The following is a 19,122-nucleotide window of genomic DNA, read 5'->3' as shown; positions in this document are numbered from 1 at the left end:
GTGGCGGGGCCGAAAGGTCACCCGGACGTCGGCCGGCCGGGCGGCAGCGCGTGCCCCAGGAGGAATTCGGTCGCCCCGGCGATGGCCTCGGCGTAGGTGCCGTGGACGGCCTGGGACTCCTGGGTCCGCTCGTCCGCGCCGGTGGCGCTGTACCACCAGGCATCGGCGTCCGGGTCGTGGTGCACCACGGCGGAACCGCCCGCGTAACGGAGCGGGATGGGCTCGCCGGCGGACTTCTTCACCACCGCGTGGGGCCACTTGAGACGGGCGGACTGACGCTTGATGCCGCCCCAGGCCGCCCCCAGCTGGGCGTAGTTCGCCCCGCTGCGGCCGGCGACGGTGGCGGCGCTCTCCGCCAGCCGGTCGACGGACTGCTTGGCCTCGTACAGCGCCCGCAGGAGCGCCAACTGCACATCGGGCGAGGCCATGAGCGCGGGGTCGAAGGGCTTGTCCGCGGCGCGATAGGCCAGCGCACGCGTCGAGATCCGCTCGGCCAGCGCGCGGACCGCGTCATGGACCCTCTCGTCCATGGCGAACGCGTCGTCCTGGGTGGGCTCGTTCCAGGCGGGCTCCGTCAGAGTCAGGACGGTGGACCAGAAGTTCTCGTCGTTCTTGTCGGGAGTAGGGATCCCTGCCACATCGTTCATGCGACAAGTCTACCTGTCGAATGACGTGAGCGACAGTAATAACTGTCGAGGTGAGGAATGTGCGCGTTGGCTGCCTTGTGGCTACGAGGCCGTCACGAAAGGGACTCGGGCACGGCCGACCGGTCGGCGGGCGTTCTACGGTGAAGGCCGATCCGGGGGGTGTCATGCGGCGTCGGTCGTGGCGGGGGCTGCTGGTCGTGGTGGTGGGGTTACTGCTCGCGGGCTGTTTCGCCCCGCAGGAGCCGATGTTCGGTGACGGTGCGGCGGTTCCCGAAGAGGCTTCGCGTGTGCGGCTGCCGGTGCGGCCGGGGCCGGACGGTATGTGGGTGGTGAACAGCCCCGGATGGGGCATGTTCGGCCAGGGCCGGACGCTCGTCCGGCAGGCGGGCCCGTACAGCCGCGGCTGGCGCCTGACGCTGCCCGCCGAGTTCGCTCTGACGTCGCAGTGGCCCGGCACCGCGCACTCCGCGCTCGCCGACGACACGGTGGTGCTGGTCGGCGGACGCGACGGGCACCGCGGGCCGAGCGTGATCGCCGGGATCGACCCGTGGGACGGCCGCCTGTCCTGGCGGAAGGCCCTGCCCCCGGGCAGCCAGGTCCTGTACGGGTGGGACTCCGGGACGGTGGTGGTGGCGGAGTGCCGCCCGGGATCGTGCCGTCTGACCGGTTGGCAGCCGTTCACCGGGCAGCGGGAGTGGGCGCGAACGGTGCCCGGCGTGTCGCGAGTCCTGGACGCCTGCCGGGCCGACGCGTTCGACGCCCGTCAACGCCTTCGTGGGAACCGCTGTCAGCTTTACCTGGTCGGCTCCGACCGCATCGCCCGACTCGACTCGGAGGACGGCCGGCCGTACTGGGAGGCGGGGCTGAGGCCCCCCGCCGGCGTCGACCGGATCGCCGACGTCAGCGGACGGATCGTCATGGTCACCGCCCCGGCCAGGGGGAGCTGCCGCGCCACCGTCCTCACGGGGCGGGCATCGGCGGAGATCCCCGAAGCCCGCGGCTGGCAGCGGACGTTCGTCTGGGATCAGCCCCAGGCCCCGCGCGATCCGCGCACCGGGTGCCGCTGGGACCGTACTCTTCCGCTGACCGTCGGCTTTCGCATGACGCTGCCGGATGCCAAGGGGGCCCTGGTGATCGACCCCTACTTCGGCCCCGCCGGCCACTCCCGGCGGCTCGCCCCGGGCGAATACCTGGTCACCGACGGCAGCATGGAGGAGATCATCCGCGCACCCGGCCGCCCGGACCGGCTCCTGTACGCAGCCGACCGTCCGGTCCGCCCCGAAGGTCTGAGCCCCGCGGCACAGGCCCTCGCGGGCCGCTTCTGGCAGGACGGCCGGAGGCTGGTCCTGCTCGGCTACGACGACCGCCCGCTGTGGGAGGGGGAGTCGGACTGCCAGGCCTTCCTGCGTGGTGGCGACGGCGGTGTCCTCACCTACTGCGACGGCGCCGATCTGGTGACCGTGCGCCCCGTACACAAGGACTGACGGCACGTATTGTCACCTGACATCATGATCGGCATGGACGCTCGATTCGTTGGTATCGCTGATCTGGTCGAAGCCCCGTCCGTGGCGGTCGTGATCGACGTCATGCGCGCTTACACCGTTGCCGCCTGGGCCTTCGCCCAGGGGGCGGAGAAGATCGTTCTCGCCGAGTCGCTGGACGAGGCCCTGGCGCTCAAGGCCCGCCACCCGGACTGGGTGGCGCTCAAGGACGGTCCGCCCGCGCCCGGGTTCGGTGCCGTCAACTCGCCCGGCCTGCTGCGCTCGATCGACCTGAGCGGCCGGACCGTCGTGCAGAAGACCACGGCGGGGACGGTCGGCGCCCTCGCGGTGAAGGACGCGTCGCTGGTCCTGTGCGCCGGCTTCGTGGTCGCGGAGGCGACGGCAAGGGTCCTGCGGACACGGAACAGCGACAGCGTCACCTTCGTGGTCACCGGCGAAGACGGTCGGGCCGAGGAAGACCTGGCGTGTGCCCAGTACATCGCTCGGAGGGTCACCGAGACGGGGGCGGACGCCGGCGAGTACCTCCGCCGAGGCGCCGCGTCACGCGCCGCCACCGAGCTGGCGGAGGGGGTGCGTGAAGGAGCCCATCCCGATGACATCGCCCTCTGCCTTGAGCTCGACCGGTTCCCCTTCGCCATGGTGGCTGCCTTGGAAGGCTCCCTCATGGTCCTCCGCCCGTGCCCCGTGCCTCCCGACGGCCCCGCCCTCTAGGGCGACTCGCCGTACTGCCTGGCGACCGCGGCGGCGCGGTCGCGCAGCGCGGTGCGCACCGACTCCGGGGCCAGGGCCTCCGCGTCCGCGCCGAGCTGCCACAGCGCCCATACGGCGTGCCGCGCATCCTGGAAGGTCACGTCCAGCACCAGCCGGCCGTCCGCGTCGGGGTCTTCCGCGCGGACCGCGAGCGCGGCGTCCAGCAGCTCCTCCCGCCGCGCCGGGTTCACCCGTACCCGTACGACGATGTGGTCGCCGCCGGACAGGAACCGCGCCGAGCGCTCCCGCCAGATCCGGTCCAGATCGACCTGGTTCGGTCGCTCCGCCGCTTCGGGGAGTTCCTCGGCCGCCGACACCCGCGACAGCCGGTACGTGCGGTCCTCGCCCGATCTCGTGGCCAGCAAGTACGCCCGGTCGCGTACGGTGACCAGCCCGATCGGGTCCACCGTGCGCCACCGCGGTGCCTGGCCCGTGGCCGCGTAGTGGATGCGCAGCTTGTGTCCGGCGAGCACCGCGCGCCGGACCTCGATCATCGTGGTGCCGGGTACCTCCTCGGACACAAGCCGGCGCGAGAGCAGATCGGTCTCCGGGTCGACGAGAAAGCGCTGTGCGGCGTCGCTCGCGGTGGCTCGGTGGCCCTCCGGCAGCGCGTCGACCACCTTCCGCATGGCCGAGGCGAGCGCCGAGCCGAGGCCGAACACCAGCTCCCCGCGCCCCGATCCGGCGGTCAGCAAGGCCAGGGCCTCGTCGTGGTTCAGTCCGGTGAGCTCGGTTCGGAAACCGGGCGACAGCGCGAAACCGCCGTGCCGGCCGCGCTCGGCGTACACCGGGACGCCGGACGCGGACAGCGCCTCGATGTCGCGCAGCACGGTACGGGTGGACACCTCCAGCTCGCGGGCGAGCGTGTCCGCCGTCAGCTGACCGCGCTGACGCAGCAGCAGGACCAGCGAGACCAACCTGTCGGCGCGCATCCGAGAACGCTATCGGAATACATGACCAAGGGTGTCATGTATTGCTGCGAGGCTCGTTCATGCGACGTCGAAGCCGGTGGTCACCGAGCCGAGGGACGTCCGTACTCCCCATGAATCGAATGGAGCTGACGTGGCGATGGAACGAACTGCGGTCAACCCGGTGACGTGGTCGGTGGACATGGGCTTCAACCAGGGGGAGCTCGTCTCCGGGCACACCCGGACCCTCTACATCTCGGGGCAGACCGCGATGAGCGGCGAGGGCAAGCCCGAGCACGACGGTGACATGGCGGCGCAGTTGGCGCTGAGTATCGACAACGTGGAGGCCGTGCTCGGCGAGGCCGGCATGTCTCTCGCGGACCTCGTCCGGCTCAATGTCTATACGACCGACGTCGATCTGCTGTTCCGGCACTACGGCGTGCTGGCGGCGCGGCTGGGCGCGGCCGGGGTGGCGCCGACCACCACGATGCTCGGGGTGACGCGGCTGGCGATCCCCGGCCAGCTGGTCGAGCTGGAGGGAACCGCCGTCGCGTGAGGCGACCTGGTGACGTCCGCTCCTCGTGCCGGGTGAACCTGCGCGAGGAGGGGACGTTCAGCCGCGCTCCTCGGAACAGATGAGCAGTGTCTTGGCGATCGTGGTGCGGGCTTCGAGAGCTGCATGGGCGTCCGCCGCGTCGGACAGGGCGAACCGCTGTCCGATCCGGACCCGCAGACGACCGTCACGGACCAGCTGGAGTACGGCCGTTCCGCGGCGGAGCAGCTCTGCCCGGTCCTGGATGTGGTGGGTCAGGTTGGGACGGGTCACGTATACGGACCCGGCGGCGTTGAGGCGCTGGAGATCGAACGGCGGCACCGCGCCGCCGGACTGCCCGTAGACCGCCAGGACTCCGCGCGGGCGCAGCGCGGCGAGGCTTTCGTCGAACGTCGGGCCGCCGATGCCGTCGAACACCGCGGCGGCGCCGTGCCCGCCGCTGTGCCGCCGCACCGCCTCCAGCAGCGCGCCCGGCCGGTAGTCGACGACCTCGACGGCGCCGGCGGCACGCGCGGCCTCGGCCTTGGCCTCGGTCGACGCGGTGCCGATCACCGTGCCGCCGCGCAGCCGCACGAGCTGGGTCAGCAGCATGCCGACACCGCCCGCGGCCGCGTGTACGACGACGGTGTCGCCGGCCTGGACCGGATACGTGTCGTGGCACAGGTAGTGCGCGGTCATGCCCTGGAGCACGGTGGCCGCGGCGAGCTCGGGGGCCAGTCCGTCCGGCACCGGCACCAGCCGGTCCGCGCGCAGCAGCGCGTACTCCGCATAGGATCCCGGCAGGTTCGCCCAGGCGACGACGTCACCGACGGCGACCTCGCGCACCCCGGGCCCGACCTCGACGACGGTGCCGGCGCCCTCCTGCCCGGGGACGAACGGCAGTTCTTGCGGATAGAGGCCGGACCGGATGTAGACGTCGACGTAGTTGACCCCGGCGGCGGCGAGCCGCACCAGCGCCTCGCCCGCTCGCGGCGAGGGGCGTGGCAGGTCGACGAGTTCGAGCACGTCGGGCCCGCCGGCCTTGCTGACCTGAATCGCTTTCATGACCGGGATCGTAGGACGGTCGTCCACCGCCGATCGAGTGCCGGGTGGTTCAGCAGTCGTCATAGCCGGCCTCCTTGGCGAGGTCGCCGACGAGCGGCAGGACCTTGCGGATCTCGGACTCGTGGCGGAGCCACTTGTCGGGGTCGGGGACGGTCTGGGTCATGACGACGGGGAGGTCGCGGCGGCCCCAGGCGTCGGCGAAGGGCAGGTCCACCGCCTCGGCCACGGCCTCCATCGTGGCCACCGGGTCGGTCTTGACGTCCTCGTAGCGGACGAGGACGGAGTTGCCGGTGGGGGCCAAGGCCTGGGCGGCGTCCAGGACGGCCCGGTTGTGGGCCAGCCAGTTGTGTGCGCAGACCTCGGCCAGCGGCAGGTCCACCCAGTCCTGCCAGCCGGGCGGCAGGCTCAGGTTCCACCACTGCTTGCCCCACGGGAACACGTCCGAGTAGCCCTTGATGCGCAGCGGCACCGGCACCGGGTAGGAGAAGAACATCCGCGGGTTGAGCCAGGCGTCCATCAGGGAGCCGATGCTGGTGCGCGGATCACGGACGACGAAGACGTACTTGGCGTCCGGGTAGAGGGCCTGCAGGAACGGGATCCGGAAGCAGGACTGGATGCTCTTCTCCACCAGCCGGATCCCGTCGGTGAGTTCGGCCTCGGTGGGGCGCGGGCCGCGCGGCGGGAAGCAGAACGGTGTGATCTCGTCGAGTTCGCCGCCGTCCCGCGTGGTGGGCGGGCCTACCGGCACGTCGCCCGGGAAGCGCTCCTGGAGGGCCTTGAGCGGCACGTCGTAGTAGTGCGGCTGAAGGCCCTGGGCGCTGATGAAGCCGAGGAAGTCGAGCTTGTCGCCGACCGACCACTCCGCGCCGGGCTTGCGCGCGGCGGCGAGCAGGTCCGTGTTCAGCTGGGCCGCCACCTCGGGGGTCGCGTCGGAGGCGTCCAGGGCGTTGGAGTGCCAGCCGCGCCGGCTGGGGTGCAGGCTGTCACGTTCCCAGATCGGCTTGCCTTCGCGGCCGATGCTCCAGACGTGCTCGCTGCGTTCGATCAGGCTGCGGACGAGGCTGGTGCCGGAACGGGGGTGGCCGACGATGAAGATGGGCTGCTTGAGCATGGCTGAGGTCGCTTTCGTGAGGAGGCGGGTTCTCATGCGGGCCAGCGAGCGGACCTGACGTGCCGGTTCGCGAGCCCGGCCACGGTGATCACGGCCTGGACGCCCGCGATCAGCACGATGGCGCCGGTGACGCCGAGGAACTGCAGGGCCAGACCGCCGGCCAGGGAACCGAGCGGGGATCCGGCGCCGATGAGGGTGATGGTCGCGGCGATGGCACGGCCTCGCCGGTGGTCCGGGGTCTGCCGGAAGATCATGATGTCGACGAGGATCTTCAGTGCCGGCAGCCCGAGCGCCGCCAGGGTCAGCATGGCGAAGACCCAGACCGGTCCCAGCGGGAGTGCCAGGAGAGCCACCGCGACCGTGGTCAGCGTGGACGCGGCGAGCAGCAGCGCGCCGGGGCTGAGCCGCCTGTTGAGCCGTGGCACCAGCGCCGAGCCGACGAGCATGCCGACGGCGGTTCCGGACAGGGCCAGACCGATCGTGCCGGCGGAGTGGTGCTGGTCCTGCAGGGTCACCATCACCATGAGGATCGCGGCGGTGATGCTGAAGTAGAAGATGCTGACCAGGAGCAGCGCGGACCGCAGCAGTCGGTCGCCGATCAGTTCGCGCAGTCCGGAGAAGACATTGGTCAGCGGACTGAGCGCGCTCTTCGGCTCGTTGCCCACAGGCTCATTGCCCACAGGCTCGTTGCTCACCGGCTCGGTTTCGCTCGCCGCCTTCGGCACGCGAATCATCAGGGCGCAGACGAACGAGATCACGAAACCGGCGATCGCCGCGACGAACGGGAACGTGCGGGAGACCAGGTAGAGCGCGCCGCCGAGGGGCGGTCCCGCCAGGGCTGCGGCTCCGCTGCGCGCCTCGTCCTGACTGAGCGCCGCGGTCAGCTGATGGTCCGGCACGACCGCGCGGATCAGCAGCATGCGGGCGGGTGCGCCGAAGGCCGTACCGGCGCCCAGGACGATCGCGGCCATGATCAGAAGGGCGAAGTTCGCCCGGCCGGCCATCAGAATGAGGACGATGAACGCCAGAGTGAGAGCGCGGACCGCCTCGGAGATCAACAGGATGCGGCGCCGGTCCCACCGGTCGACCACCGCGCCGGCCGGCAGTCCGACCAGGAGAGCGGTGCCGATCTGCGCGAAGCCGAACAGGCCGGCCAGCGCCGGCGATCCGGTCAAGGACATGATCAGCAGGGGATAGGCGACCTCCACGGTTTCGAGGCCGAGGTTGGCTGCGGCCGCCCCGATCCACAGAATTTGGAAGCGCCGGTTACGGCGCAGGGGCACGGGCGTGGCAGGAGCTTCGCTATCACGCTGACGTAAGCGTTCACTCATGCGTGAACGGTAGCATGCAGGTGAATGGTTCGCTATGAGGAAACGGAGATGGGTCAATGGCTGACGGGTCGATGGCTGACGATGCCGACGCGATGGCGGTCGTCCGGGAGGTGGACGACGTGGAGACGCTGAAGGCCCTGTCCGACCCGCTGAGGTTGGCGATCCTGCGCACGATGATGAGCGACGTGCGCGGGTCGCACCGGGTGAAGGACATCGCCCAGCTTCTGGACCAGCCGCCCACCCGGCTCTACCGGCACATCAAGGTGCTCGAGGCGGCGGGCCTGATCAAGGTGACGCAGACCCGGATGGTCTCCGGGATTCAGGAGAGCCAGTACCAGGTGGCGCAGTTCGCCCTGCGGCTGAGTCGCGATCTGCTGGCCGCGCCGGGCAACGCGGGCGAACTGGCCGACGCGTTCGCCGTCGCGCTGAACGACTTCCGCGACCGGCTCGTACGGGACATCATCAGCGGTCGCTTCCAGCCCGAACCGGAGCCCGAGGCCGCGGAGAAGCCTGATCCGCTCGGCCCCATGGTCGTGGCGCTGGACCGCCGGCTGTCGCCGGAGCGGGCCACCGAGTTCCGGTCCCGCCTGTCCGCGCTGATGGAGGAGTTCAACCGCCCCGACGACGAGGAGAACGCCGTCGTGCCGGTCGAGTTCCTGCTGATGTTCTGGGCGCCCAAGGAGCCCACCGGGGAGTCGCCCGCCTAGGGTCTGTCCGGACATGCCGGTGACCGCGCCGGACGTCGTTGACGACGTCCGGCGCGGTCACCGTTGTACGACGACCTACTTGGTCGCGATGAAGAGCCGGCCGCCGGGGAACCGGTGCGGCACGCACTGGGCCTGGTCGAAACCGGCCTGCCGGAAGCGGGCCAGCCAGTCCTCCTCCGGAGGCAGCTTCACGTTCATGAATCCGGCGTGCAGATAGGTGAACAGCGCGCTGAACCGGCGCTCGCGCTCCGCCGACGCGTACGGCACCGAGTCGGTGATCGCCATGATGCCGCCCGGACGCAGCGCCTCCCGGCACCGGCGCAGCACCCGGTCGAAGATGTCGCCCTCCTGCACGATGTCGTGGAAGACGAATCCGGCGTGGATGACATCGGCACCGGCCAGCGGCGCGGGGTCGTCGGCGACGGACTGGATCGGCCGCTCCACCACCTCGAGACGGTCGCCGACGCCCGCCGCCAGCGCCGCGCGGGCCGCCTCCTGGCATGCGCCGGCACTCATGTCCAGGGCCACCCCGCTGCTCTCCGGCAGCCGGCCGAGCAGGTCGATCAGCAGACCGGCGGCACCGGCGCCCAGGTCGACGATCCTCTTCGGCCGGGCCGCGAGGATCGCCTCGGTGGCCGCCGGGTAGAAGCCCTGGCTGCCGATCCACCGGGAACTGACCGCCACCTCACGCCCGTTGCGCTGGTACTGCGCGGCGGCACCGGCCGGGTCGCGCAGGAACGCGGCGGGGTTCTGGAGGTACGGCTGGTTGGCCCTCAACGACCAGGTGAGGTAGCCGGACTGGTAGATCCGGTCGGCGAAGTCGTCCGCGATCCGGAACTCCTTGACGCCGGTCGGCACCAGCAGCTCCGCGGCGACCAGCGCGGACAGGAAATTGCCCATGCCCTCTTCCGGCACGTCCGCGGCGACGGCCAGCTCGGCCACGGTGACCGGCTCGCCGCGCTCCAGCAGGGGGACGATGCCCAGCCGGTCGGCCATCTCCAGCAAGGCGGCTACGGCGGCGAGATCGGCTGCGGTCTCAGGGGGACTGATGCGTGACATCGCGCTCCCACTCCATTTCGACGATCATCTCGAGTTCCACGGTGCCGGGCCGGAGGGGTGTCCGGCCGGCGGGCGCGGCACCTTCGGCGCCGTGCCGGTCTTGGGTCCCGCTGCCACCGGGTGGCAGGGGAGGGCGGGTCAGGCGGTGCGCGCGAACCGGTCGGGTTCGTCGAGGTCCGCGCCGCCCGGCACGCCGGCGGGGTGGTTGCCGTGCCGACCGGTCCGGTCGGCACCGACACTCAGGGTGCTCGCCCGTGGCCTCATCGGGCATTGCCTTCCACACCGGCGGGGCCGGTGCGCCGGCGAAGCTTCGGCCGGCTGCGGGTCGCGGCCTCGCCGAGGCGTGCGGCGAGGGCGGCGACCGTCGGGGATTCGAAGAGCGCGGCCACGCTGAGGCTCGCGCCGAACCGGGTGCGCACCCGGTTGAGCAGGCGGGTGGCGAGCAGGGAGTGGCCGCCGAGGTCGAAGAAGTTGTCGTGCACGCCGACCCGCGGTGCCTTCAGTACCTCGGCGAACATCTCGCACAACGCGGCTTCCCGCTCGTCGCGGGGTGCCACGTAGGCCGTCTCGGACGCGCTCGGGTCGGGCGCCGGCAGTGCCTTCCGGTCCACCTTGCCGTTGCCGGTCAGCGGCAGCCGCTCCAGTGTGACGAACACGCTCGGCACCATGTAGTCCGGGAGCGTCAGGGCGGCGTGCGCCCGCACGGCGGCCACGTCCACATCCTGGGGTACGAGGTAGCCGATCAGCCGTTCACCGTCCGCGGTGACCGTCGCGTGAGCCACGTCCGGGTGGCCGGTGAGGGCCGCTTCGACCTCGGCCGGTTCGATCCGGAACCCCCGGACCTTCAGCTGTGCGTCGGCGCGGCCGTCGAACTCGAGTACCCCGTCGGGCCGGTACCGGGCGAGGTCGCCCGTGCGGTACATGCGTCCACCGGCCGGGCCGTACGGGTCGGCCACGAACCGGGCGGCGGTCACGTCCGGCTGATGCGCGTAGCCGCGGGCCAGACCCGTACCGGTCACGTACACCTCACCGGGTACCCCGGGGGGCACCGGCTGCAGACGCTCGTCGAGCAGATACACCCCGGTGTTGTCCATCGCCCGGCCGATCGGCACCGTACGGGCGGGCGCCGTGGCTATCGGGTACCAGGAGGAGATGACCGTGGTCTCCGTGGTGCCCCAGGCGGCCGCGACCGCGGTGCGCGGCGCGTCGGCCAGCAGGTCCCCGACCGACGCGGGCGACACCACGTCACCGGCCACCCAGACGAGGTCCAGCGCGGACAGAGCCGGCCTGGCCTCGGCCACCATCAGGTTGAACAGCGCGGAGGTGAAGACCGCGGTCGTGGCTCTCCCGTCGACGATGGTGCGGGCCAGTACCTCGGTGTCCAGGTCGACCTCGGGCGCGATCACCACCCGGCCGCCGGTCAGCAGGGGCAGCCAGATCTCGTACGTGGACGGGTCGAACGACGTCGGCGAGTGCATCAGCGTGTCGGCCGGTCGCAGCCCCTCCCAGGCACGGTCGGCGACGAACTCGGCGACACTGCGGTGCGAGACGCCGACCGCCTTGGGCGTGCCGGTCGAGCCGCTGGTGAACATCGTGTACGCCGTGCGGTCCGGGTGGGTGGTGGTCGTGGGGCCGTGCTCCTCGGTGCCGCGGGAGGGCGTGACGATCGTGACCCCGGTCAGCCCGGTGGGCTCGTCGGTGACGAGCAGGGCGGCCCGCATGTGGTCGACCATCCGCTGCTGCCGGGCGAGCGGCGCGGACCCGGGCAGGGGCAGATAGCCGCCGCCGGCCTTGATGACGGCGAGGACGGTCACGAGGTAGTCGATCCCTCGCGGCTGACGCACCGCCACCGGATCGTCGGGCGCACAGCCCGCCGCCACCAGCGCGTGCGCCAGATGGTTGGCGCGCCGGTCGAGGTCCCGGTAGCTGATCGACCGGTCGCCCTCGACAGCGGCGATCGCCTCCGGGGTGGCGGCGGCCTGCCGGGCGAACAGGACGGCGAGGTCCTCGTCGACGACCGGCCGCGCGGTGTCGCCCCCTCCCGACAGCGCGGCTCGTCGTTCGACCTCGGAGAGCAGGTCGATCCGCCCGATCGGCGCGTCCGGATCCGCGACGGCCGCGGTCAGCACCCGCAGGAGGCGGTCGATCAGGGCGGTCACGGTGTCCGGGTCGAACAGGTCGGTGCGGTAGCGCACCTCACCGGTGATGCCCTCGGGCACCCGGCCGTCTCCGTGGTGCTCGACGAAGCTCAGATTGAGGTCGAAGTCCACGGGACCGACCCGGATCGCCTCGACCGCCCCCTCGGCCGGTGCCGGCGACACGTCCACGCCGGACAGCGCGAAAGCGGACTCGGCGTTGTTCTGCAAGACCAGCATGGTCTGGAAGAGCGGGTGCCGGCTCAGGGTGCGGGCCGGGTTGAGCGCGTCGACGATCCGGTCGAACGGCAGCTCCTGGTGGGCGTAGGCGGCCAGGTCCAGGTCCCGCACACGGCCCAGCAGTTCACGGAAGCTCGGATCCCCCGCGGTGTCGGTCCGCAGGACCAGGCTGTTGACGAAACAGCCGATCAGATGGTCGAGGCTGTCGTCGCTGCGCCCGGCGACCGCGGTGCCGATGGGGATGTCGGTGCCCGCGCCGAGCCGGGTGTAGAGCGTCGCGAGTGCGGCGTGCAGCACCATGAACAGCGTGGTGTGGGTACGCCGGGCCAGGTCCAGCAGGCCGGCGTGCAGCGGAGCGGGCAGGGTGACCGGCAGCAGTGCGCCACGCAGGTCCGAGGAGTCGGGCCGGGGCCGGTCGTAGGGCAGTGCCAGCTCCTGCGGGAGCCCGGCCAGCCGCTCGGTCCAGTAGCCCGAAAGGCGTTCCCCGGTGGGTCCTTCGAGGAGGGCCCGCTGCCACAGCGTGTAGTCGGCGTACTGGACGGGAAGCGGGCGCCAGACCGGCGCGTCGCCACGGACGCGGGCGGCGTACGCCTGGGCGAGGTCGTGGGTCAGCGGGGCCAGGGACCATCCGTCGCCCGCGATGTGATGCATCAGCAGCAGCAGCGTGTGCCGGTCCGGAGCGGTGGTGAACAGATGCAGCCGCAGCGGCAGGTCCGTGGTGAGGTCGAACGAGTGGAGGGCGGCGGTCGTCAGTTCCCGGTCCAGGTCGGCCGGGTCCACCGCGGCCACCCGCAGGACCTCGTCCGGGTCGGCCGCTTTCAGGACCTGCTGGCCGGGCGCCCCGTCGACCTCCGGGAAGAGGGTACGCAGCGTCTCGTGCCGCTCCAGCAGATCGCCCACCGCGGCGCGCAGCACACCGAGGTCCGGGGCCCCGTCCAGGCGCAGCACCAGCGGCCAGCCGAGACCGTTCCACCGGGACAGGAACCACAGCCGTTCCTGGGCGTACGACAGGGGCAGGGGACACGGCCGCACGGCCGGCAGCAGGGGGCTGCGGGTGCGGTTCGCCCCTTGGCCGGCGCCGAGCCGTGCGCCGAGTGCCGCCGCCGTCGGGGCTTCGAACAGGTCCGCGATGCCCAGGTCCGCTCCCAGGTGGGTGCGGACCCGGTTGACCAGGCGGGTGGCGAGGAGCGAGTGGCCGCCGAGGTCGAAGAAGTTGTCGTGGGCGCCGACCCGGGACCTGCCGAGCAGCTCGCCCATGAGCGCGACGAGGATCTCCTCCGTCGGGGTGCGCGGCGCCGTGTATCCGGTGCCGGTCTCGAACTCGGGCTCCGGCAGGGCCCGCCGGTCGACCTTGCCGTTCCCGGTGAGCGGCAGCCGGTCGAGGACGACGAAGGCACTGGGCACCAGGTAGTCGGGCAGTGCGGCGGCGAGCCGGTCCTGTACGTCGGCGACGTCCAGGTCGGCGCCGCTGGGCACCAGGTAGGCGACGAGCCTGCGATCGCCGCGGCGGTCCTCGTGGGCGGTGACGAACGCCTGCCCGACCCCCGGCAGGGCCGTGAGCGAGGACTCGACCTCGGCGGGTTCGACCCGGAAGCCGCGGATCTTCACCTGGGCGTCGGCCCGCCCGACGAAGTCCAGGGTGCCGTCACTGCGCCACCGGGTGATGTCCCCGGTGCGGTACATCCGGCTGCCGGGCGGTCCCCACGGATCGGCGGTGAACCGTTCGGCGGTCAGGTCGGGCTGTCCGGCGTACCCACGCGACACCCCTGAGCCCGCGATGTAGAGCTCGCCCGGGACACCGGCCGGCACCGGCTGGAGGTGCCCGTCGAGCACGTACAGCCGGGTGTTGTCCATCGGAGTGCCGATCGGTACCCGGCCCGGCACGGTCTGTGCGCCGGACATCGAGAACCGGGTGGAGCAGGTGGTGGTCTCGGTCGGACCGTACAACGCCCTGACGGTCAGGTCGGGGTGACGGTCCAGAATCCGTGCGACCGCCGCGGGCGGCACCACGTCGCCACCGGTCAGGACCTCCCGGATCCCCGCGAAGCAGTCCGGGTTCTCCGCGAGAGCCGCGAACAGACCGGAGGTGAGCCAGATCCTGTCCACGCCGTACGCGGTCACCGCGCGGGCCAGACCGGCGTCGTCGAGGATCTCCTCGGAAGCCACCACGACCGTGCCGCCGGTCAGCAGCGGAGTCCAGATCTCGTGCACCGACGCGTCGAATCCGGTGGCGGAGTGCATCAGGACCGTGCCGCCGGCCCGCCAGAGCCGGTCGCGCACGAACCCGGCCGTGTTCCGGTGCGTCAGGACGACGGCCTTCGGCGTACCGGTCGAGCCGCTGGTGAACATCACGTACGCGCCCTGGTCCGGGTGCGGTTCCGTGCGGGGAGGCTCGGGCGACTCGCCGTCCCCCGGTGCCAGCACGGTCAGTCCCGCCAGGTCGTGCGGCCCGTCGGTCACGAGCAGCGTGGCGCCGACCTGGTCGGCCATCCGGCGCAGTCGGTCCGCGGGCGCCGTCGACGGCAGCGGCAGGTACGGGGCGCCGGCCTTGAGCACCGCGAGCATCGACACGATCAGGTCGGCCGAACGCTCCTGCAACAGCGCCACCGGCCGGTCCGGCGCCGCGCCGGCAGTGACCAGTCGGTGCGCCAGGTGGTTGGCGCGCCGGTCCAGTTCCGCGTAGGTCAGGGTGACCGGCCCGGTGACCGCCACCGTGTCGGGGGCAGCCGCGGCGCGTGCGGCGAACAGCCGCGGTATCGACGCGTCCGGCAGCGGCCGCTCCGTGTCGTTCCAGGACCGGAGGATGGTCTCGCGCTCGTCGCCGTCGAGCACGTCGAGCCGGGCAAGGCGTTGGTCGGGGTCGGCGACGACCGCCTGGAGGACGCGGAGGAACCGGTCTGCCAGCGAGCGGACCGTGTCCGGGTCGAAGAGCCCGGTGCGGTAGACGATCTCGCCGACGACGCCGTCGGCGGCGCCGTCCCGCCCGTAGGTGTCCGTGAGGTTCACGAAGAGGTCGAGCTGCGCCGCCGACGGCGTCGACCGGACCACCTCGACGTCCAGGCCCGTCAGGGCGAAGTCGGCGTCCGCGTTGTTCTGCAGGACCAGCATCGTCTGGAAGAGCGGGTGACGGCTGAGCACGCGGGACGGGTTGAGCGCCTCGACCAGACGGTCGAAGGGCAGCTCCTGGTGGCTGAGGGCGGCCACGTCGTCGGTCCTCGTGCGCTCCAGGAGCTCGCGGAACGTCGGGTCGCCCGCGGTGTCGGTGCGCAGCACCACGTTGTTGACGAAGAAGCCGATCAGATGGTCGAGCTTGTCGTCGCCGCGCCCGGCGACCACGGTCCCGATGGGGATGTCGGTGCCCGCGCCGAGCCGCGTGTAGAGCGCGGCCAGGGCGGCGTGCAGCACCATGAAGAGAGTGGTCCGGCTCTGCTGCGCCACGGCCAGCAGGCCGGCGTGCAGCGACGCGGGTATCCGCAACGGGAGCAGCGCGCCGTCGTGGTCGGCGCCGCTGGGGCGGGGCCGGTCGTAGGGCAGGGCCAGTTCCTCCGGGAGCTCCGCCAGGTAGTCGCGCCAGAACCCGGTCATCTGCTCCTGGTACGCCGTGGTGAGCAGGTCTCGCTGCCACAGCGCGTAGTCGGCGTACTGCACCGGCAGCGGCTGCCGGACCGGCGCGGTGCCGGCGACCCGCGCCGCGTACGCGGCGGCCAGGTCCTGGGCCAGTGGCTGCATCGACCATCCGTCGCCGGCGATGTGGTGCAGCACCAGCACCAGCACATGCCGGTCCGGCGCGGTGCGCAGCAGCCGTACCCGCACCGGCGTTTCCGCGGTGATGTCGAAAGGCTCGCGGCAGGCGGTCCGTACGGCCTCGTCCAGGTCGGACTCGTCCACGTCGAGCACGCGGACCGGATCGGTCTCCGGTACCAGGGGAAGGATCCGCTGGTACGGCCGGCCGTCCTGCTCGTCGAACACGGTGCGCAGCGACTCGTGCCGGACCATCAGGTCCTCGACCGCGGCGGCCAGCGCGGCCCGGTCGACCGGGCCGGCCAGGCGCAGGACCACGGGGAGGTTGTAGGTCCAGCCGAGGGGATCCATCCGGTTGACGAACCACAGGCGCTGCTGGGCCCAGGACAGCGGGACGTGTTCCGGTCGCGGGGCCGCGACCAGGGCAGGCGCCTCCTGCCCGGCGGTCTCGGCGATGGTGGCCGCGAGCCCCGCGATGGTGGGCGTGGCGAACAGCGCGTCGAGCCCGAGCCGGACGCCGAAAGCGCTGCGGACCCGGTTGAGCAGGCGGGTGGCGAGGAGCGAGTGGCCGCCGAGGTCGAAGAAGTCGTCGTCGATACTGACCCAGGCCCGGTCGAGCAGCTCGGCGGCGAGTTCGCAGAGCAGCTTCTCCCGCGCGTCGCGAGGTGCCCGGCCGGACGCGTTGCCGCGGAAGTCGGGCTCGGGCAGCGCCTGCCGGTCCAGCTTGCCGCTCGCTGTCAGGGGCAGCGCGTCGAGCACCATGAACGCGGAGGGCACCAGGTAGGACGGGAGCCGCTCCTTGCCCCAGTCGCGCAGGGCCGCGACGAGCAGCCCGCGACGGCGGGTGGCGATCGGGTCGTTGGTGAAGCCGACGCAGCGGGCAGAGCCGGTGGTGTCGGCTGAGCCGCCGTGCAGGTACACGCCGTCCAGCACCTGGGTGCCGTCGGTGCCCGGGAAGAGCACGTCGAGCAGGTCCGGGGCGTCCGCGGACCAGGTGGCGACGGCGGTGCGTCCGTTCTCCGCGGCGAGGGAGTGCCAGTACTCCGGGTCGATCCCGTCGCCCGGCCCTTCGAGCGCGGCGCGCGTGGTCTCCAGCGGCGCGACCGCCTGGACCGCTCGCGCGGCGGCGACCTCACCCGCGACCCGGGCGTTCCGTATCCCGGTGAGCCGCAGCGCGGTGCCGTCGGCCAGCCGCGCGGCCAGGTCCTCGGGACCCCGGACGTCGACGCCCCAGCGCAGCGCCGGGACCGCCGACAGGTTCTGCGCGTCGGTGCCGGCCTTGTGCAGCACCACGTCGTAGCGGTGCTTGGTCAGTTCGTTGTGGTCCGCGCCGCGCTTGAGCCGGACGTCGACCGGGCCGACGCCCACGGTCCCGAAGAAGCCCGGGTCGATCAGGAGCTCCTTCTCCAGGGTCACGGCCTGCTCGATCTCGCGGCGCAGTACCTCGGGTCCCGGATCGTGGTCGAGCTGCCCGAGCCGTACGCCGGTCCACATGCTCTCCACGAGCGGCAGGCACCGCACGTCACCGACGAGCAAACGGCCGCCCGGCCTGAGCAGGTCGAGCAGCTTGGCCAGCACGTCCCGCAGGTACTCCTCGTGGGGGAAGTACTGCACGACCGAGTTGATGACGATCGTGTCGAAGTGGCCCTGCGGCAGGCCGGTGGTGACGTCGGCGGCCTGGTGGCGCAGGGTGACCTTCCCGGCGGTGTCGGCTTCGCCGGCGAGCCGTTCGCGGAGCCCCTCGATCGCGGACGCCGAGTAGTCGGTGCCCCAGTACTCGTCCACCTGGCCGACCAGTGGCGTCAGGATCAGGCCGGATCCGACGCCGACCTCCAGGACGCGCCGCGGCGCGAAGCTCCGTACGCGGGTGACGAACGCCTCCCGCCAGCGGGCCATCTGCTCGACCGGGATCCCCTCGCCGGTGTAGGTGGAGTTCCAGCCGGAGAAGTCGGCTCCGAAGGCCGTGCGGTCGGACTCGTCGTAGAACGTGTCGTAGATCTGCTGCCACTCGTCGACGTGCCGTTCGGCGTTGCCGTCGTCGGGGTCCGATGTCCGTGCCGCGACCAGGTAGGCGGCGAGCCGCTTCTCGCCGAGCTGGTCCTCGTGCACCAGGACCCGGGCCTGCTCCACCGCCGGGTGCCCGGCGAGGACCGCCTCGATCTCGCCCGGTTCGATCCGCAGGCCCCGGATCTTGACCTGGTCGTCGGCCCGGCCGCAGTAGGCGAGTTGTCCGTCCGGCAGCTGCCGCACCAGGTCGCCGGTGCGGTACATCCGGGTGCCCGGCGCCCCGAACGGGTCGGCGACGTAGCGCTCCGCGGTGAGCGCGGCGCGGTCGACGTACCCGCGGGTCACGCCACCGCCTCCGCTGTACAGCTCGCCGATCTCGCCGGGGGGCGTCGGGCGCAGCGCGTCGTCCAGGACGTACAGGTGGGTGTCGCCGGACCGGTGGCCGATCGGCGGCGCGTCCGGCCCGGGCGTGAGCGGGGCAGAGAGGGTGATCGCCATGCTGGTCTCGGTGGGCCCGTAGCCGTTGACCATCCGGCGGCCGGGGCTCCAGGTGTCCACCAGGCGTGCGCCGCACGCCTCACCACCGACCATCAGCGACCGCAGCCCCGGCAGATCGGTCTGCGGCACGGTCGCCAGCACCGACGGCGGGACGAACGCGTGGGTGATCCGGTGGTCCGCGAGGAACGTGGCCAGGTCCTCGCCGACCAGGGTGTCGGGGGGCGAGACGACCAGGGTGCCGCCCGGCACGAACGCCAGCAGCACCTCGATGATCATGGCGTCGAAACTGGGCGAGGCGAGCTGGGACACCACGCCGTCGGGGCCCGCCGCCATCCGGTCCGCCAGGTCGGCGCCGAACGGCGGCACCCCCCGGTGCGGTACGGCGACGCCCTTGGGCCTGCCCGTCGAACCGGACGTGTAGATGACGTACGCCAGTGACAGCGGATGGTCCACCGGGTCGGGGGCGGTCACCGGCGCCGTCGCCGCCTCGGCCAGGAGCTCCGCCAGCGACAACTGGGCGGTGCCCGGGGTGTCCGGCAGCCCGGGCAGCACCGCCTCGGTGGCCAGCAGGGCGCGGGGCGCGCTGTCGGCGCACATGAAGGCGATCCGCTCGGCCGGGTGATGGATGTCGACCGGCAGGAACGCGCCGCCGGCCTTACCGACCGCGAGCATGGCGACGATCAGGTCGGCCGAGCGGGGCAGTGCCAGCGCCACCACGTCCTCGGCGCCGATGCCGCGACCGCGCAGCACGTGGGCCAGCCGGTTGGCCCGGGTGTCCAGTTCGGCGTAGCTCAACGCGGCCCGGCCGCAGCGCAGTGCCGGCGCGTCACCGCGACGCGCCGCGTGCCGGGCCACCAGGCCATGCAAGGACCCGGGCAGGTCGGTATCG

General features: G+C 72.2%; 12 protein-coding genes. 4 read left to right on the top strand and 8 right to left on the bottom strand.

Annotated elements, in window-relative coordinates; translation table 11 throughout:
- Window positions 1-17 precede the first annotated feature (17 nt).
- Window positions 18-647, bottom strand: a complete 630-nt coding sequence (locus OG357_RS02420; protein WP_329619503.1) for a hypothetical protein — start codon at window positions 645-647, stop codon at window positions 18-20.
- A 164-nt stretch (window positions 648-811) separates the two neighbouring features.
- On the opposite strand from OG357_RS02420, the gene OG357_RS02415 reads away from it, so the two are divergent.
- Together OG357_RS02415 and OG357_RS02410 are read left to right on the top strand one after the other, a co-directional pair.
- The gene (locus OG357_RS02415) at window positions 812-2,131 is read left to right on the top strand and encodes an outer membrane protein assembly factor BamB family protein (protein ID WP_329619502.1); all 1,320 of its coding nucleotides are present in this window, start codon (window positions 812-814) and stop codon (window positions 2,129-2,131) included.
- 33 nt (window positions 2,132-2,164) lie between these two features.
- Window positions 2,165-2,860, top strand: coding sequence for a 2-phosphosulfolactate phosphatase (locus OG357_RS02410; protein ID WP_329619501.1), 696 nt, complete (start codon window positions 2,165-2,167; stop codon window positions 2,858-2,860).
- Here the strand turns inward: OG357_RS02410 and OG357_RS02405 are convergent.
- Window positions 2,857-3,831, bottom strand: coding sequence for a helix-turn-helix transcriptional regulator (locus tag OG357_RS02405; RefSeq protein ID WP_329619500.1), 975 nt, complete (start codon window positions 3,829-3,831; stop codon window positions 2,857-2,859). The two genes, OG357_RS02410 and OG357_RS02405, sit on opposite strands and share 4 nt — an antisense overlap.
- 136 nt (window positions 3,832-3,967) lie before the next feature.
- Here OG357_RS02405 and OG357_RS02400 point away from each other — a divergent pair, with 136 nt between their 5' ends.
- Complete coding sequence (locus OG357_RS02400) at window positions 3,968-4,363, top strand: RidA family protein (protein ID WP_329619499.1); 396 nt, start codon at window positions 3,968-3,970, stop codon at window positions 4,361-4,363.
- A gap of 57 nt (window positions 4,364-4,420) precedes the next feature.
- Here the strand turns inward: OG357_RS02400 and OG357_RS02395 are convergent, their stop codons facing one another.
- Genes OG357_RS02395 through OG357_RS02385 form a run of 3 tightly spaced genes read right to left on the bottom strand, consistent with a single transcriptional unit; the run spans window position 4,421 to window position 7,846 of the window.
- The gene (locus tag OG357_RS02395) at window positions 4,421-5,404 is read right to left on the bottom strand and encodes a quinone oxidoreductase family protein (protein WP_329619498.1); all 984 of its coding nucleotides are present in this window, start codon (window positions 5,402-5,404) and stop codon (window positions 4,421-4,423) included.
- Between the two features lie 49 nt (window positions 5,405-5,453).
- Window positions 5,454-6,515 (bottom strand): sulfotransferase family protein, encoded by a 1,062-nt coding sequence (locus OG357_RS02390; protein WP_329619497.1) that lies wholly within the window; start codon window positions 6,513-6,515, stop codon window positions 5,454-5,456.
- A 32-nt stretch (window positions 6,516-6,547) separates the two neighbouring features.
- Window positions 6,548-7,846 carry an MFS transporter gene (locus OG357_RS02385; protein WP_329619496.1) on the bottom strand — a complete coding sequence of 433 codons (1,299 nt, stop codon included), beginning with the start codon at window positions 7,844-7,846 and terminating at the stop codon, window positions 6,548-6,550.
- Window positions 7,847-7,917: 71 nt separating this feature from the next.
- On the opposite strand from OG357_RS02385, the gene OG357_RS02380 reads away from it, so the two are divergent.
- Window positions 7,918-8,553: a helix-turn-helix domain-containing protein gene (locus tag OG357_RS02380; RefSeq protein ID WP_329619495.1), complete on the top strand. Its 636-nt coding sequence runs from the start codon at window positions 7,918-7,920 to the stop codon at window positions 8,551-8,553.
- A gap of 75 nt (window positions 8,554-8,628) precedes the next feature.
- Here OG357_RS02380 and OG357_RS02375 read toward each other — a convergent pair whose 3' ends face one another.
- From OG357_RS02375 to OG357_RS02365, 3 genes are all read right to left on the bottom strand, one after another.
- A complete protein-coding gene (locus OG357_RS02375; RefSeq protein WP_329619494.1) occupies window positions 8,629-9,612 on the bottom strand; it encodes a class I SAM-dependent methyltransferase in 984 nt (327 codons plus the stop codon).
- Between the two features lie 138 nt (window positions 9,613-9,750).
- Window positions 9,751-9,876 carry a hypothetical protein gene (locus OG357_RS02370; protein WP_329619493.1) on the bottom strand — a complete coding sequence of 42 codons (126 nt, stop codon included), beginning with the start codon at window positions 9,874-9,876 and terminating at the stop codon, window positions 9,751-9,753.
- Window positions 9,873-19,088, bottom strand: coding sequence for a non-ribosomal peptide synthetase (locus OG357_RS02365; RefSeq protein ID WP_329619492.1), 9,216 nt, complete (start codon window positions 19,086-19,088; stop codon window positions 9,873-9,875). The genes OG357_RS02370 and OG357_RS02365 overlap by 4 nt, the downstream gene beginning before the upstream one ends.
- Window positions 19,089-19,122: the final 34 nt, after the last annotated feature.

The organism is Streptomyces sp. NBC_01255 (genome assembly GCF_036226445.1).
In the GTDB taxonomy this organism is placed as follows: Bacteria; Actinomycetota; Actinomycetes; order Streptomycetales; family Streptomycetaceae; genus Streptomyces.
This window is presented reverse-complemented; position numbering and strand designations above follow the sequence as displayed.